Annotated in this window: 11 protein-coding genes; 6 read left to right on the plus strand and 5 right to left on the minus strand. The window is 71.3% G+C overall.

Annotated elements, in window-relative coordinates:
- Nucleotides 1-9: 9 nt before the first annotated feature.
- Nucleotides 10-972, plus strand: a complete 963-nt coding sequence (locus tag AB0F40_RS11800; protein ID WP_357466991.1) for a tetratricopeptide repeat protein — start codon at nucleotides 10-12, stop codon at nucleotides 970-972.
- 111 nt (nucleotides 973-1,083) lie between these two features.
- On the opposite strand, the gene glgB is transcribed toward AB0F40_RS11800, so the two are convergent.
- The 4 genes from glgB to AB0F40_RS11820 are packed head-to-tail and all read right to left on the minus strand — an operon-like array spanning nucleotide 1,084 to nucleotide 8,979.
- On the minus strand, nucleotides 1,084-3,360 hold the full coding sequence (gene glgB / locus AB0F40_RS11805) for a 1,4-alpha-glucan branching protein GlgB (protein ID WP_357466994.1): 2,277 nt from the start codon (nucleotides 3,358-3,360) through the stop codon (nucleotides 1,084-1,086).
- A 53-nt stretch (nucleotides 3,361-3,413) separates the two neighbouring features.
- Nucleotides 3,414-5,018, minus strand: a complete 1,605-nt coding sequence (locus tag AB0F40_RS11810; protein WP_357466997.1) for an aminoglycoside phosphotransferase — start codon at nucleotides 5,016-5,018, stop codon at nucleotides 3,414-3,416.
- Complete coding sequence (gene treS / locus AB0F40_RS11815; RefSeq protein ID WP_357467000.1) at nucleotides 5,015-6,877, minus strand: maltose alpha-D-glucosyltransferase; 1,863 nt, start codon at nucleotides 6,875-6,877, stop codon at nucleotides 5,015-5,017. The genes AB0F40_RS11810 and treS overlap by 4 nt, the downstream gene beginning before the upstream one ends.
- Nucleotides 6,874-8,979 (minus strand): alpha-1,4-glucan--maltose-1-phosphate maltosyltransferase, encoded by a 2,106-nt coding sequence (locus AB0F40_RS11820; protein ID WP_357467003.1) that lies wholly within the window; start codon nucleotides 8,977-8,979, stop codon nucleotides 6,874-6,876. The genes treS and AB0F40_RS11820 overlap by 4 nt, the downstream gene beginning before the upstream one ends.
- Nucleotides 8,980-9,102: 123 nt before the next feature.
- Here AB0F40_RS11820 and glgP point away from each other — a divergent pair, with 123 nt between their 5' ends.
- Complete coding sequence (gene glgP / locus AB0F40_RS11825) at nucleotides 9,103-11,688, plus strand: alpha-glucan family phosphorylase (RefSeq protein WP_357467005.1); 2,586 nt, start codon at nucleotides 9,103-9,105, stop codon at nucleotides 11,686-11,688.
- Between the two features lie 349 nt (nucleotides 11,689-12,037).
- Nucleotides 12,038-12,235, plus strand: coding sequence for a ferredoxin (locus AB0F40_RS11830; protein WP_357467008.1), 198 nt, complete (start codon nucleotides 12,038-12,040; stop codon nucleotides 12,233-12,235).
- On the opposite strand, the gene AB0F40_RS11835 is transcribed toward AB0F40_RS11830, so the two are convergent.
- Nucleotides 12,210-12,512: a DUF6725 family protein gene (locus AB0F40_RS11835; protein ID WP_357467011.1), complete on the minus strand. Its 303-nt coding sequence runs from the start codon at nucleotides 12,510-12,512 to the stop codon at nucleotides 12,210-12,212. The genes AB0F40_RS11830 and AB0F40_RS11835 overlap by 26 nt on opposite strands.
- 137 nt (nucleotides 12,513-12,649) lie before the next feature.
- Here AB0F40_RS11835 and fdxA point away from each other — a divergent pair, with 137 nt between their 5' ends.
- The 3 genes from fdxA (at nucleotide 12,650) to AB0F40_RS11850 (ending at nucleotide 15,530) form a co-directional block, all read left to right on the plus strand.
- On the plus strand, nucleotides 12,650-12,967 hold the full coding sequence (fdxA, locus tag AB0F40_RS11840; protein ID WP_253872886.1) for a ferredoxin: 318 nt from the start codon (nucleotides 12,650-12,652) through the stop codon (nucleotides 12,965-12,967).
- A gap of 12 nt (nucleotides 12,968-12,979) precedes the next feature.
- Nucleotides 12,980-14,098, plus strand: a complete 1,119-nt coding sequence (dapC, locus tag AB0F40_RS11845) for a succinyldiaminopimelate transaminase (RefSeq protein WP_357467014.1) — start codon at nucleotides 12,980-12,982, stop codon at nucleotides 14,096-14,098.
- Between the two features lie 124 nt (nucleotides 14,099-14,222).
- The gene (locus tag AB0F40_RS11850; RefSeq protein ID WP_357467017.1) at nucleotides 14,223-15,530 is read left to right on the plus strand and encodes a citrate synthase; all 1,308 of its coding nucleotides are present in this window, start codon (nucleotides 14,223-14,225) and stop codon (nucleotides 15,528-15,530) included.
- Nucleotides 15,531-15,691: the final 161 nt, after the last annotated feature.

Below are 15,691 nucleotides of genomic sequence, written 5' to 3' on the forward strand. Positions count from 1 at the left end.
GATTACCCCATGAGCAGTACGTCCCCTCAGCCCGGGCCCGCCCGGAGCGCCCAGCCCGAGTTCGCGGTGCGCGGCGCCGTCGACCTGTCCGCCCTCAACCGCCCTCAGGCACCACCGCCTGGTGAACCCGGTGGCGCACCCGAAGCCGGCGGCTTCGTGGTGGACGTCAGCGAGGCGAACTTCGAGCAGATGGTTCGCGACTCGTCCACCTATCCGGTGGTGATGCTGGTCTGGATCCCGACCGACCAGGCGAACGCCGAGCTCGGCGCCACGCTGGGCCGCCTTGCCGAGGAGTACGGCGGGCGGTTCGTCCTCGGGCGCGTCGACGCCCAGGCCTCGCCGCAGGTCGCCGCCGCGTTCCAGGTGCAGGGTGTGCCCACCGTCGTCGCGGTGCTGCAGGGCCAGCCCTTGCCGCTGTTCCAGGGTGCCGCCGACGAGCAGCAGATCCGCGGCGTGCTCGACCAGGTCCTGGCCGCCGCCGAGCAGAACGGCGTCACGGGCCGTGCCCCGGGCGCGGTGCCGGCGGCCGACGAGCCGGAGGCCGAGGTCGAGCCGCCGCTGCCGCCCCTGCACCAGGAGGCGTACGACGCGATCGAGCGCGACGACCTGGACGCCGCGGCGAGCGCCTACGCCAAGGCCCTGCGCCAGGATCCCAAGGACTCCGACGCGACCGCCGGGCTGGCGCAGGTGCGCCTCATGCAGCGCACGCGCGACGCCGACCTCGCCACGGTGCGTCAGGCGGCCGCGGACGCGCCGTCCGACGTCGACGCCGCGCTCGCCGTCGCCGACCTGGACATGCTGGGCGGCAAGGTGGACGACGCGTTCGCGCGCCTGCTCGACCTGCTGCCCGACGCCGACGCCGAGGGCAAGGAGAAGCTCCGCGTCCGCCTCCTGGACCTCTTCGAGGTAGCCGGCACGACCGACCCGCGGGTCAGCAAGGCCCGCAAGCGCCTGGCCCTCGGCCTCTACTGATTCCTGGCACCACACTCCCCTTCGAGGCCTAAGCTACTTCGCTTTCAGGCGGTTCAAAGCGAAGTAACTTAGGCCTCGAAGGGGAGCGCGGTCGCCGCTAGCCGGTCGCCGCTAGCTGCCGTCGGCCGGGACCAGGATCAGGGCGGCCAGCGGTGGGACCCGGACGACCGCCGACCACGCGCGGCCGTGGTGCGGTACCTGTTCGGCCTGCACACGGCCCATGTTTCCGACGCCGGAGCCGCCGTAGACGTTCGCGTCGGTGTTCAGCGCCTCCCGCCACACGGAGGCGACGGTCGGCTCGGCGGTGGTGTTTCGGGTATCGACAGGCTCGGCCAGCGGTGGGGCAGGCTCGACCAGCGGCAGCGTCGGCAGCGGCAGCCGGTACCCCTCGTGCGGCACGCCCGCGAAGTTCACGACCACCACGACCGGGTCGCCCGAGCGTGACCGGCGCACGTACGCCAGCACGTTGTGGTCCGCGTCGTCGGCCTCGAGCCACTCGAATCCCGCGGGGTCGAAGTCGAGCTCCCACAGGGCCGGCGTCGCCCGGTAGAGCGCGTTCAGGTCCCGGACCAGGTGCTGGACACCGGCGTGCCCGCCGTCGCCGAGCAGGTGCCAGGGCAGCCCGTCCGACTCGGACCACTCGGACTCCTGCGCGAACTCGCACCCCATGAACAGCAGCTGCTTGCCCGGGTGGGTCCACTGGTAGGCGAGGAAGGACCGCACGCCCGCGAGCTGCTGCCACCGGTCGCCCGGCATCTTCCGCAGCAGCGAGCCCTTGCCGTGCACCACCTCGTCGTGGCTGATCGGCAGCACGAACTGCTCGGTGAACGCGTACACGAGCGAGAACGTGAGCTCGCCGTGGTGGTAGCGCCGGTTGTACGGGTCCTCCGCGAGGTAGCGGAGGGAGTCGTTCATCCAGCCCATGTTCCACTTCAGGCCGAAGCCCAGCCCCCCGCTCGACGTCGGGCCGGTGACCCGGGGGAACGCCGTGGACTCCTCGGCGATCATCATGACGCCGGGGGTACGGCGGTACGCGGTGGCGTTCGCCTCCTGGAGGAACGCGATGGCCTCGAGGTTCTCCCGCCCGCCGTGCACGTTGGGCGTCCACTCCCCGTCCTTGCGGGAGTAGTCCAGGTAGAGCATGGAGGCGACGGCGTCGACCCGCAGCGCGTCGACGTGGAACTCCTCGAACCAGTAGGTCGCGTTCGCCACCAGGAAGTTGCGCACCTCGCGCCGGCCGAAGTCGAAGATCAGCGTGCCCCAGTCCTGCTGCTCCCCGCGCCGGGGGTCGGGGTGCTCGTACAGCGGCGCGCCGTCGAAGCGGGCCAGCGCGAACTCGTCGCGCGGGAAGTGCGCGGGCACCCAGTCGAGGATGATCCCGATCCCGGCCTGATGAAGCCGGTCCACCAGGTGCCGGAAGTCGTCGGGTGAGCCGAACCGCGCGGTCGGTGCGTAGTAGCTGGTGACCTGGTAGCCCCACGACCCGCCGTACGGGTGCTCAGCGACGGGCATCAGCTCGACGTGCGTGAACCCCTGCTCGGTGACGTACGCCGTCAGCTGCTCCGCGAGCTCGCGGTAGCCGAGGCCCGGCCGCCACGAGCCCAGGTGCACCTCGTAGACACTCAGCGGCGCGGAGTGCGGGTCGGTGGCCGTCCGGGCGGTGAGCCACGCCTCGTCGTGCCACTCGTGGACCGAGTCCGTCACGACGCTCGCCGTCGCGGGCGGCTCCTCCGTCGCCTTGGCGAGGGGGTCGGCCTTGGCCCGCCAGACGCCGTCGGCCCCCAGGATCTCGTACTTGTACCGCAGGCCCGGGCCGACCTCCGGGACGTAGAGCTCCCAGACGCCGGTGGAACCGAGCGACCGCATGGGGTGCGTGCCGCCCCAGCCGTTGTGATCGCCCACGAGCCGCACGCCGCGGGCGTTCGGTGCCCACACGGCGAAGGCGACGCCCGTGATGTCACCGGTAGCGCTCGGATACCGGAGGAGGTTGGCACCGAGCACCTGCCAGAGCTGCTCGTGCCGACCCTCGCCGATCAGGTGCAGGTCGACCTCGCCCAGCGTGGGCAGGAACCGGTACGGGTCGTCGGAGGTCCAGGCGTGGGTGCCCGACCGGGTGCGGATGCGGTAGTCGGGCGCGTGCCGGGACCCGTCGGGGCCCTCGGTGGCCGGCACGACGGCGGCCCACACCCCCGCGCCCTGGTGGGTCGCGCTCACCTCGCCGTCCGAGGTGGTCACCACCACCACCTCGTCGGCGAGCGGGCGCAGGGCGCGCACCACGGTCCAGGGCCCGTCGAGCAGATGGGGGCCGAGCACGGTGTGCGGATCATGGTGGGTTCCGGACGCGATAGCTGTCAGGACCTCGAGGTCGACGTCGGGCAGGTCTGCCATGGGTTCACCTTTCCATGGGGGGCAGGTGACGTGCGACACGTCGGGGGTAGCGGTCACGAGCCGAGCACGCGCTCCACTGCGGTCAGCGGGATGTGCATCCACGCGGGACGGTGCCGGAACTCGTAGACCACCTCGTAGAGCGCCTTGTCCACGACGAGCGCGCGCAGGAGCAGCTCGGCGGTGGCGACGTCGAGCTCGCTGCCCGACGCCGCGGCCCCCGCCACAGCGTGCACGGTGCCCTCGTGCGCGTCTGCGCTGGCCTGGCGGTACCCCTCTGTGCCTTCTGGTCGGGGCACCGCTGCGCTCCGTTCCGGGCGAGTGCCTCGTTCCTCGGCCCGCACCCTCCACTGCGCTTCGCGGTACCCCTCGAGGAAGCTGATCTGGGCGTGCGCGGCCCAGTGCGGATCGGTGGCCTGCCCGACGGCTGCCGCGTAGTCCAGCGAGCGGAGCAGCCCGGCGACGTCGCGCAGCGGCAGGTCGGGCGCCGCGCGCTCGGCCACGGGACGCTGCGGCTCGCCCTCGAAGTCGAGGATCTTCCAGCCGCTGGGCGAGTACAGGGCCTGGCCGAGGTGCAGGTCACCGTGGATCGGCTGCAGCGGCACCACGTCGCCCGTGCGCTCGGCGACCGCGGTGAGGCGCGCGCTCACGGCGTCGTAGAGGCCGGTGACCCCGGCGCGCTGCGGCGCCAGGTCCGGGACGTCGGCGAAGGCCTCGGCGGCGCGGCGGCGCAGCACTCCCATGAAGCGGGCCGGCTCGAGCGCAGGGCCGGCACCCAGCGCCTGGCGCAGTGCCGCGTGCAGGTGAGCGACGGCGGCGCCGAGCTCGGCGGCCCGCTCGCCGAAGTCCTCGTCGCGCTCGGCGTACGCGCAGGCCAGCTCGAACCCGTCGGTGGCGTCGGCGACGAGCTCGGACAGCACGGCGAGGTGGGCGACGGGCCCGCCGGTCTCGCCCCACGAGGAGTCCTCGGTGCGCGGTGGGACCTCGCGGGGCTCCCTGGGGTCTGCCACGGCCTCGGGGGCAGGCAGCTCGACGGCGCCAAGGAAGCGAGGGACGCCCGCCCAGCCGGCCTGGGTCAGAGCCGCCGGGATCACGACGTCTGGGTGCGGCCCCAGCGCTACGGTCCGCAGGATCTTCAGCATCCCGCCCTGCCCGGTGCCGTGGGTCATGGCCGGGAGCACCACCGAGGTGTTCGACTGCTCACCGGTGATCCGCCCCGCTCCGGCCAGCTTGTCGCAGACCTCCGGTCCGCCGGCATCGGGGAGCGCGGTGGCGAGGTAGGCGTGCCAGGCGGCGGGATGGGTACCGCCGTCGTGCACGGTGACGGTGCCCGACGCCGTCGACACGGTGCCGATCAGGCCGGCGGCCTCCGTGTCGGTGGTGTCGGCCGTCGGCTCGGCGGTCGGGGTCAGCACCAGCGGCACCTGGATGACCAGTGAATCGGAGCCGGCGGCCAGGCCGGGGCCGTGCAGCCGTAGGAGCGCGACGACGACGTCGGCCACGCCGGGGAACGTGACGGTGAGCCACGGCTCGTGCGTCACGCCCTCCGTGGGCACCGGGTACCAGCGCTGCTCGGGCAGCCACGCGTCCAGCAGCCGCAGCACCTCGGGGGTGAGGTGCGCGGCGCCGGGGGAGACGTGGACCTGTCGCGCCGGGCTCACGTCCCTCGTGCCTGCCCGGCCGAGCCGGCCGCCACTGCCCGTGCGGGCGGGGCCAGGACCAGCCAGTAGAAGTCCCGCGCACCCCACGTCATGGTGAGGATCCCGTCCTCACCGACGCTCGGGAACCCGGCCCCGCCGAACACGTCGGTGAGCGTCCAGCCGGCGTAGCCGGGGAGCTTGATCGTGGAGGACCGTGCCGTGGCCGAGAGGTTCGCGGCCACCAGCAGCGTCTCCTCGGCCGCGGTGCGGGTGAACGCGATGACCGACTCGTCGTTGCAGTCGAGCGCCGTGAAGTCGCCGGTGCCGAACGCGGGGTGCAGCCGCCGGAACGCGAGCATGTTGTGCGTCCAGTGCAGCAGCGACGTGGGCTGTGCGAGCTGTGCCTCCACGTTGGTGTGCTGGTAGTGGTGCACCAGGGACTGCACGAGCGGCAGGTAGAGCTTGCCGGGGTCCGCGGTCGAGAAGCCTGCGTTGCGGTCCGGCGTCCACTGCATGGGCGTGCGCACGGCATCGCGGTCGGGCAGCCAGATGTTGTCGCCCATGCCGATCTCGTCGCCGTAGTACAGGCACGGCGTGCCCGGCAGCGAGAGCAGCAGCGCGTTGGCCAGCTCGATCTCCTTGCGGGCGTTGTCCAGGAGGGGGGCGAGCCGCCGGCGGATCCCCACGTTGGCCCGCATCCGGGGGTCGGGGGCGTACCAGCCGTACATGCTGGCGCGCTCCTCCGTCGACACCATCTCGAGCGTGAGCTCGTCATGGTTGCGCAGGAACGTGCTCCACTGCCCGCCGGCCGGGATGGCCGGGGTGTCGGCGAGGATCTCCAGGAGCTGGCGCGCCCGCTGGTCGCGGATCGCGTAGAAGATGCGCGGCATCACGGGGAAGTGGAAGCACATGTGGCACTCGGGCTCGTCCTCGGTGCCGAAGTACTCGACCACCTCCGCCGGCCACTGGTTGGCCTCGGCCAGCATGATGCGGCCCGGGAACTCTGCGTCGAGCATCCGCCGCACCTTGCGCAGGAAGCCGTGCGTCTCGGGCAGGTTCTCGCAGTTGGTGCCCTCGGCCTCGAACAGGTACGGCACGGCGTCGAGCCGGAAGCCGTCCACGCCGAGCTGCAGCCAGAACCGTGCGACGTCGAGCATCGCCTCGACGACCCGCGGGTTCTCGAAGTTGAGGTCCGGCTGGTGGTTGAAGAACCGGTGCCAGAAGTACTGCCGCCGCACCGGGTCGAACGTCCAGTTCGACGTCTCCGTGTCCACGAAGATGATGCGCGCGCCCTCGTAGCGCGTGGGGTCGTCGCTCCACACGTAGAAGTCGCCGTACGGGCCGTCCGGGTCGGCGCGCGAGGCCTGGAACCACGGGTGGGCGTCGCTGGTGTGGTTCATGACCAGGTCGATCACCACGCGGATGCCCCGCTCGTGGGCCGCGGCGACCAGCGCGCTGAAGTCGGACATGGTCCCGTACTGCGGCGAGATCGCGGTGAAGTCCGCGACGTCGTACCCGCCGTCGCGCAGCGGCGACGGGAAGAACGGTGGCAACCACAGGCAGTCGACGCCGAGCCACTCCAGGTAGTCGAGCCGTTCCGTCAGACCGACCAGGTCGCCCGACCCGCCGTCGGCCGAGTCGGAGAACGACCGGATCATGACCTCGTAGAAGACCGCCTTCTTGTACCACTCGGGGTCGTGCGACAGGCCCTTGCGCCGGGCATCGAGGCGCGGCTGCCGCCGCGGCGGCAGCGCCTGGACGGGAACGGGCACCGACGGCGGGTTCGGCATGCTGGGCCGCTCGGGCTGCGCGCCACCGGCCTGCTCGGGATAACCCTCCGGCGGCCCGACGGCGGGACCACCCGGTCCGAACGTCGTCATGCCGGACCCACCGAGAGGACGTGTGCCACGCGGACCTCCGGGTCGAGCCGGACCCAGGGATGTGCTCCCCAGCCGTAGGTCTCGCCGGACAACAGGTCGTGTGCCACGAAGAACGGGGCGTTCTCGTCGCCCTCAGGAGCGCTGAGGCCGAGGGCGTTAAGGTTCAGGTCCACTACAGACTCCTGTGCGTTCCGGGGGTCCAGGTTCAGCACGACCACGACCACGTCGTCGTGCCGCGGGGCACGACGATCGTTGCCCCCTGCACTCATGGTGCGGCCCCGAGGCTTCGCTGTCGCGTCCGGCAGGTGATCAGCAGGGATCCGGCGGGAGAACGCGACAACCCGGTCGTTGGTCGTGGGATGGACCGTCAGGTTCCGGAGCTGCGTCAGGGCGGGGTGCGCGCGGCGTATCTCGTTCAGCTTCCCCAGCAGCAGCGCGATCCCGTACTCGTCGGCCGTCGCCCAGTCCCGGGGCCGGTACTCGTACTTCTCGTTGTCGATCTGCTCCTCGGCGCCGGGTCGGGGAGTGCTCTCCACGAGCTCGTAGCCCGAGTAGATGCCCCACGTCGGCGAACCGGTGGCCGCCAGCACCGCCCGCACGGCGAACGCCGCGACGCCGCCGTCGGTCAGGTAGGGCGGCAGGATGTCGTGCGTGGTGGGCCAGAAGGACGGGCGCAGCACGGCGCCCTGGGGTCCGCTCACCTCGGTCAGGTACTCCGTGACCTCCTCCTTGGTGTTGCGCCAGGTGAAGTACGTGTACGACTGGTGGAAACCGATCCGCGCCAGCGTCTGCATCATCGCCGGCTTGGTGAACGCCTCCGAGAGGAAGACGACCTCCGGGTTGGTCGCGTACACCTCCGCGAGCAGCCACTCCCAGAAGTCCAGGGGCTTGGTGTGCGGGTTGTCGACACGGAACAGCGTGACGCCCCGGTCGATCCAGGTGCGGATCACGTCCAGCACCGCCACGTACAGGCCCTCAGGGTCGGTGTCGAAGCTGAGTGGGTAGATGTCCTGGTACTTCTTGGGCGGGTTCTCCGCGTAGGCGATGGACCCGTCAGCGCGCACCACGAACCACTCAGGGTGCTCGGTGACCCAGGGGTGGTCGGGGGAGCACTGCAGCGCGATGTCGAGCGCCACCTCCAGACGCTTCGCCCGTGCCGCGGCGACGAAGGCCCGGAAGTCGGCCTCGGTGCCCAGGTCCGGATGGATCGCGTCGTGCCCGCCGTCCGCCGACCCGATCGCGTACGGGCTGCCCGGGTCGCCCGGCTGCGCCTCGAGCGTGTTGTTGCGCCCCTTGCGGAACGTCGTGCCGATGGGGGAGACCGGCGTCAGGTAGACGACGTCGAAACCCATCGCCGCGATGCCCGGCAGCCGCTTCGCCGCCGTCGCGAACGTGCCCGACACCCACGTGCCGTCCTTCTTCTGGTACGCCCCCTCCGAGCGGGGGAACATCTCGTACCAGGCCCCGGCCAGCGCCAGCCGCCGCGACACCCGCAGCGGGTACGTGTCCGACGCCGAGACCAGCTCGCGGAAGGGTGCACGGCGCAGGGCCTCGACCACCTCCGGCCCCGTCGCCGCCGCGAACCGCGCCTCGGCGGGCCGGGTGGCGTCGGCCAGGGCGCGGGCCGCCGCTCCGAGCGCCCGTGCGTCGCGCTGCCGATGGCCCTTGGCGACCAGCGCGTCGGCGGGGACCCGCCGCCGCATCCGCTCGAACAGGCGCACACCCTCGGCGAGCATGAGGTCGGTGTCGATACCCGCACCGATCTTGATCCCGGCGTCGTGCACCCACGTCGCGTAGGGGTCGGACCAGCCCTCGACCCGGAACGACCAGTCACCCTCGGCGTCAGGCTGCAGAAAACCGCGGAAACGGTCCAGGCCAGGGGAGATGTCGGTCATCGGCGCCCATGCGTGGTCCGAGCCGTCCGGGGCGACGAGCACGGCCGTCGCGGAGACGGCGTCGTGCCCCTCGCGGAAGACCGTGGCGTCGATCGGCACCACCTCGCCCACGGCGGCCTTCGCCGGCCACCGGCCGCCCTCGACGACGGGCGCGACCTCGAGAACGGGGATGCGGCCGATCCGGCCGGATGTCGTGTGCTGGCTCACCCGGACCACGCTATCGACCGGTCAGGGTGACTCGCGCGGCGGGCGCGCCGAGCCAGAGAAAGTGTCGCGTCGGGTGCCCAGTGGGAGGTGTGCTCGACCCGACATGTGCGTAGTGTTCTGCCGGTGAGAGCGATCCGCAGATTCACCGTCCGCACGGTCCTCCCCGAGCAGCTCGCGGCGCTCGACGAGCTGGCCCAGAACCTTCGCTGGTCCTGGCACGCGCCGACGCGCGAGCTGTTCGCGAGCATCGACCCGGAGCTCTGGTCAGACGTCCGTGGCGACCCCGTAGCACTGCTCGCGGCGCTGGGCTCCGACCGCCTCGCGGCGCTCGCGGCCTCCGACGAGTTCACGGGCCGCGTGCGTGCCGCGTCGGACGACCTGCACCACTACCTGCGGGACCCGCAGTGGTACCAGGGCCGGACGACGGCGTCGGGCGGCGCGCTGCCCCGCGCGATCGCCTACTTCTCGCCGGAGTTCGGTATCACCTCGGTGCTGCCGCAGTACTCGGGTGGTCTCGGCATCCTCGCCGGCGACCACCTGAAGAGCGCCTCCGACATGGGCGTGCCCATCGTCGGAGTGGGCCTGCTCTACGGCGCCGGCTACTTTCGGCAGTCGCTCACCCGCGACGCCTGGCAGGTGGAGACCTACCCCCTGCTCGACCCGGACGGCCTGCCGCTCGCGGTCCTGCGCGAGGAGGACGGCACACCCGCCGTCATCTCGCTCGACCTGCCCGGCGGACGCACGCTGCACGCGCACGTCTGGGTGGCCGCCGTCGGCCGCGTACCGCTGCTGCTGCTCGACTCGAACGTGCAGGAGAACGACGAGACCGCCCGCAAGGTGACCGACCGGCTCTACGGCGGCGGCGGGGAGCACCGCCTGCAGCAGGAGCTGCTGCTCGGCGTCGGCGGCGTGCGGGCGCTGCGCGCCTGGTCCCGCCTCACCGGCGCGCCGGAGCCCGAGGTCTACCACACCAACGAGGGTCATGCGGGCTTCCTCGGCGTGGAGCGCATCCGTGAGCTCGTCGGGTCGGGCCTCAGCGTCGGCGAGGCGCACGAGGCAGTGCGCGCCGCCACGGTCTTCACCACCCATACGCCTGTCCCCGCCGGCATCGACCGGTTCCCGAAGGACCTGGTCAGCGCATACTTCGGTGGCGAGAACGCGATGAACGGCGTGCCGCTGGAGAGCGTGCTCACGCTCGGCTCGGAGGACTACGACGGTGGCGACCCCACGGTGTTCAACATGGCCGTGATGGGCCTGCGGCTCGGGGGCCGGGCGAACGGTGTCTCGCTGCTGCACGGTCAGGTCTCGCGAGAGATGTTCGAGGGCCTGTGGCCCGGCTTCGACGCGCGCGAGGTGCCGATCTCGTCGATCACCAACGGCGTGCACTCGCCCACCTGGGTCGCTCCGCGGCTGGCCGCCGTCGAGCTGGAGCGGATGGGGCTGGACCAGATCACGGCGCCCGAGGCGTCGTCGGGCTGGCTGGACCCAGGCAACGTGTCCGACGCCGAGCTGTGGGCCCTGCGCGGAGAGATGCGCGGCGAGCTCGTGGCCGAGGCGCGGCGCCGGGTGCGCAAGTCCTGGCGCGAGCGCGGCGCGTCCCCGGCCGAGCTCGGCTGGGTCGACGACGTCCTGTCGCCCGACGTGCTCACCATCGGCTTCGCCCGGCGGGTGCCCACCTACAAGCGGCTCACGCTCATGCTGCGCGACCAGGACCGCCTCAAGGCGCTCCTGCTGCACCCCGAGCGTCCGGTGCAGCTGATCGTGGCGGGCAAGTCCCACCCTGCCGACGACTCGGGCAAGCGGCTCATCCAGCAGCTGGTCCGGTTCGCCGACGACGCCGAGGTGCGCCACCGCATCGTGTTCCTGCCGAACTACGACATCGGCATGGCGCAGTCCCTGTACCCGGGCTGCGACGTCTGGTTGAACAACCCGCTGCGCCCGCTGGAGGCGTCCGGGACCTCCGGGATGAAGAGCGCGCTCAACGGCGGCCTGAACCTCTCGATCGAGGACGGCTGGTGGGCCGAGTGGTACGACGGCGAGAACGGCTGGGGCATCCCGACGGCCGACGGCGTCGAGGACGCCGACCGCCGCGACGATCTGGAGGCCGCGGCGCTGTACGACCTGGTGGAGTCCCAGGTGGCGCCAGCGTTCTACGACCGGTCCGCGGACGGAGTCCCCGGCCGGTGGCTCGAGATGGTGCGGCACACGCTGGCCACGCTCGGCCCGAAGGTCCAGGCCACGCGCATGGTCTCGGAGTACGTCCACGGGCTGTACGCGCCGGCTGCCGAGGCCGGTCGGGTGCTCCTGGCCGACGGGTTCGCCGCGGCGAAGGACCTGGCAGGCTGGAAGGCCCACGTGCGGAGCTCCTGGTCCCAGGTGCGCGTGGACCACGTGGAGTCTGCCGGCATCGGTGAGGCGGTCCAGGTCGGCGACCGGCTCACGGTACGGGCCTACGTCTCGCTCGGGGACCTTTCACCCGACGACATCGACGTGCAGGTGGTGCACGGCCGCGTCACGGAGGCCGACGTCATCGAGGAGTTCGCCGCCGAGTCGCTCGCGCTCACCGAGTCGTACGAGGCGGGGCGGCACGCGTTCGGCGGGGAGGTCGACCTGGACACGTCCGGACCGTTCGGCTACACCGTCCGGATCGTGCCGAAGCACCTGCACCTGGCGAGCGTCGCGGAGCTGGGCCTGGTGGCGAACGCCTGACCGCGGTCCGCGGGCTGCGGTGTCGAACCGCACGTTGTGTGTCGTTGGACGGCGTTTCGGGTGCCGAACCGCAAGTTGTCTGTGTAGCCGTACGCCGAACCGCAACAGAGCCGTCAATCAGGGCCCGGATGGACGTCCAGCGTTCGGTTCGGCGGCCCGGTCCGTGGCTAACTTGCGGTTCGGCGGCCGGCAGCATGCACACGTTGCGGTTCGACGGGGGTCCGATGCCCGTTGCGCGTGGCCAGCTTGCGGTTCGGCCCCTGACGTCCGCCCGCCACGGCGTGCTCGAAGTCGGTCTGATCCTGGCCCGATTAGGCGAACTGCCCCTCGGGTAGGGAGAGTGGCCCTCATGAAGATCAACGTGGACCGCGACGCCTGCTGCGGCGCCGGTCAGTGCGCACTGCTCGCACCGGACGTGTTCAGCCAGGACGACGACGACCGGGTCATCCTGCTCGACGAGCGACCGGGCCCCGAGCACGACTTCGCGGTGCAGGAAGCAGTGAGCATGTGCCCGACCGGCGTCATCTGGGTGGACCAGAACGCCTGACGGGCCTCGGGGGGATCGGCTTGGCGGTCTCGATCTCGGCGGCCGCGACGGAGACGTCCTGCGGCTCGCCGCGGCCGGGGGCCGGGTCGGTACGCAGGTGCAGGCCGGCGTCGGACACCTCCACGACGAAACCGATCAGGTCCGTCCAGCGGTACGCCGTGCCGCCGTCGGACACGACGGGGCCGGCGGGCGCGAGCCTGCGCCGGACCACCACCCGGGTTCCGGGCCGGAGGGCGCGCCAGCCGCCCGCCGGGACCGGCGGTGTAGCGAACGTCACGTCGATTCTCCTTCCGCTGCGTGAGACCGGTGGGGATCTGACGGTCTTCCGGGAGATACTAGGATCGCGCCGCCGGGCCCGTCCCGCGGTTCGCATTGCATGACCCCCCAGTCCGGACGTGGAAGGACACCCTCGAAGTGACCTACGTGATCGCTCAGCCGTGCGTCGACCTCAAGGACAAGGCGTGCATCGAGGAGTGTCCCGTGGACTGCATCTACGAGGGCAGCCGCTCCCTGTACATCCACCCGGACGAGTGCGTGGACTGCGGCGCGTGCGAGCCGGTCTGCCCGGTCGAGGCCATCTACTACGAGGACGACGTCCCCGATGAGTGGAAGGACTACTACCGCGCGAACGTCGAGTTCTTCGACGACCTCGGCTCGCCCGGCGGTGCTGCGAAGATGGGCATCATCGAGAAGGACGACCCGATGATCGCGGCCCTCCCGCCCCAGGCCTGACGGCCCGCCGGCATGGGCCTGCACGACCTCTCCGACCTGCCCTACCCGTGGGACTCGATCGCCGGCATCACGGCGGTCGCCAAGGCCTGTCCGGGTGGGCTGGTCGACCTCTCCATGGGCACGCCCGTGGACCCGACGCCCGAGGTCGTGCGGCATGCGCTCGAAGCGGCGTCGAATGCGCCGGGGTACCCGATGACGGTGGGCACGCCCGCGCTGCGCCAGGCGGTCGCCGACTGGTTCGCCCGGCGCCGGGGCGTGCCCGACCTCGATCCGGCCGCCGTGGTGCCGACGATCGGCTCCAAGGAGCTGGTCGGCCTGCTGCCCTCGCTGCTGCACCTCGGCCCGGGCGATGTCGTGGTGCATCCGGCCGTCGCCTACCCGACGTACGTGGCGGGCATCCGCGCGGCCGGCGCCACGCCGCTCGCGACGGACGACGTCGCCGACTGGGCGGGGCGGGACGACGTCAGGATGGTCTGGGTGAACAGCCCGGGCAACCCCACCGGCCGGGTGCTCGACGTCGACGCGCTGCGCTCGGTGGTGGAGGCGGCCCGTGCCATCGGTGCCGTCGTCGTCTCCGACGAGTGCTATGCCGAGCTGGCCTGGGATGCCCCATGGGTCGACGAAGGGGTCCCCTCGATTCTTGACCCTCGCGTGTGTGATAGTTCCCACGCAGGGCTGCTGGCGGCGTACTCACTGTCGAAGCAGTCCAGCATCGCCGGCTACCGCGCGGCGTTCCTGGCGGGCGACGCCGCGGTGATCGCCGAGCTCACGCAGATCCGCAAGCACCTGGGCCTCATCGTGCCGGCGCCGGTGCAGGCCGCGATGACCGCCGCCCTGTCCGACGACGAGCACGTCGCCGCGCAGCGCGAGGTCTACGGGGCCCGGCGTCGGTCACTCGCGGCCGCGATAGCCGCCGCGGGGCTCGTCGTGGAGGAGTCAGGAGCCGGTCTGTACCTGTGGGTCGCCGCTCCGGACGGCCGTTCCGGCCTGCAGGTTGCAGAATGGTTCGCGGCCCGCGGCATCCTGACCGCGCCCGGGCATCTGTACGGCGACGACAAGCACACGCGAGTGGCACTGACCTCCACTGACGTGCAGATTGCCGACGCTGTGTCACGCCTCACAGAGGCTTGACCGACGGATTGGAAAAACAAGAGCTGGGCGCGATACTGTCGTGCCCCAGGTCGACGCTGCCCGACTGTTTTCTTCAGCAGCTTTCTTCAGCAGCGTCCCTCGTGCGCCATTCAGGAAGGAAGACATGACCTCCACACCGGTGGACGGCTCGAGCCGCGTCGAGCTCGCCGTCAACGGAACCTCTCACACCCTGCCTGTCGTTGCCGCGAGCGAGGGCAATGACGGCATCGTCGTGTCGTCGCTGCTCAAGGACACCGGCCTGGTCACGGTTGACCCGGGCTTCATGAACACGGCGTCGTGCGAGTCCGCGATCACGTATATCGACGGCGATGCCGGCATCCTGCGTTACCGCGGGTACCCGATCGACCAGCTTGCCTCCGGCTCGGGCTTTCTCGAGGTGTCCTACCTCCTCATCTACGGGGAGCTACCGAGCCCCGCGGAGCTCGACGCGTTCACCGAGCGGGTCAACCGCCACACCCTCGTGCACGAGGACTTCCGCACGTTCATGGGTACCTTCCCCCGGAACGCGCACCCGATGGCCGTGCTCGCGTCCGCGGTGAACGCGCTCTCCACGTTCTACCCGGAGTCGCTCGACCCGGCGGACGACGAGCAGGTCGACCTGGCCACCGTGCTGCTGCTCGCCAAGACGCGGACCATAACGTCCTACCTGCACCGACGCCGCGTGGGCGAACCGCTGCTGTACCCGGACTACTCGCGCGGGTACGTCGAGGACTTCCTGCGGATGACGTTCGCGACGCCGTACGAGGCCTACGAGGCCGACCCGATGATCGTCGACGCCCTCGAGAAGCTGCTCGTGCTCCACGCGGACCACGAGCAGAACTGCTCCACGTCCACGGTGCGCGTCGTCGGCTCGTCCAACGCGACGCTGTACGCCTCGGTCGCCGCGGGCGTGAACGCCCTGTCCGGCCCCGCGCACGGCGGCGCCAACGAGGCGGTCCTGTCCATGCTCGAGAAGATTCGCTCGGGCGGCGAGACCGTCGAGACCTTTATGGAAAAGGTCAAGAACAAGCAGGACGGCGTGCGCCTGATGGGCTTCGGCCACCGCGTGTACAAATCCTACGACCCGCGCGCCGCGATCGTGAAGAAGTCGGCCGACGAGGTGCTCGACAAGCTCGGCGCCAAGGACGAGCTGCTCGACATCGCGCGCGGTCTCGAGGAGATCGCCCTCTCGGACGACTACTTCGTGGAGCGGAAGCTCTACCCGAACGTCGACTTCTACACGGGCCTCATCTACAAGGCCATGGGCTTCGAGCCGGCCATGTTCACGCCGCTGTTCGCGCTGGGCCGCATGCCCGGTTGGATCGCCCAGTGGCGCGAGATGATCAAGGACCCGCAGACGAAGATCGGCCGCCCGCGCCAGGTCTACACCGGTGCCACCGAGCGCCCGTACGTCCCGGGCTCCAGGCGCTGATCCTGTCAGCTGTCGCTAGTCGCCGCCGGTGCGCTCTACCCAGGGATCGGGCCCAGAACTGACGTCGGTTCTGGGGGCCCTACCACGGGAGTAGGGGGGCGGGGGGGGGGGTCGAGTGGCCGGTGGTTTGTGGGGGGGGGGGTGTTTTTTTTTTTATTTTG

The organism is Promicromonospora sp. NPDC023987 (assembly GCF_040639055.1).
Taxonomy (GTDB): domain Bacteria; phylum Actinomycetota; class Actinomycetes; order Actinomycetales; family Cellulomonadaceae; genus Promicromonospora.

What these genes read in the sequence shown, in the direction of transcription:
- AB0F40_RS11800 (WP_357466991.1), top strand. Translation starts at nt 10, where the DNA reads ATGAGCAGTACGTCCCCTCAGCCCGGGCCCGCCCGGAGCGCCCAGCCC.
- glgB (WP_357466994.1), bottom strand. Translation starts at nt 3,360, where the DNA reads ATGGCAGACCTGCCCGACGTCGACCTCGAGGTCCTGACAGCTATCGCG.
- treS (WP_357467000.1), bottom strand. Translation starts at nt 6,877, where the DNA reads ATGACGACGTTCGGACCGGGTGGTCCCGCCGTCGGGCCGCCGGAGGGT.
- AB0F40_RS11830 (WP_357467008.1), top strand. Translation starts at nt 12,038, where the DNA reads ATGAAGATCAACGTGGACCGCGACGCCTGCTGCGGCGCCGGTCAGTGC.
- dapC (WP_357467014.1), top strand. Translation starts at nt 12,980, where the DNA reads ATGGGCCTGCACGACCTCTCCGACCTGCCCTACCCGTGGGACTCGATC.
- AB0F40_RS11850 (WP_357467017.1), top strand. Translation starts at nt 14,223, where the DNA reads ATGACCTCCACACCGGTGGACGGCTCGAGCCGCGTCGAGCTCGCCGTC.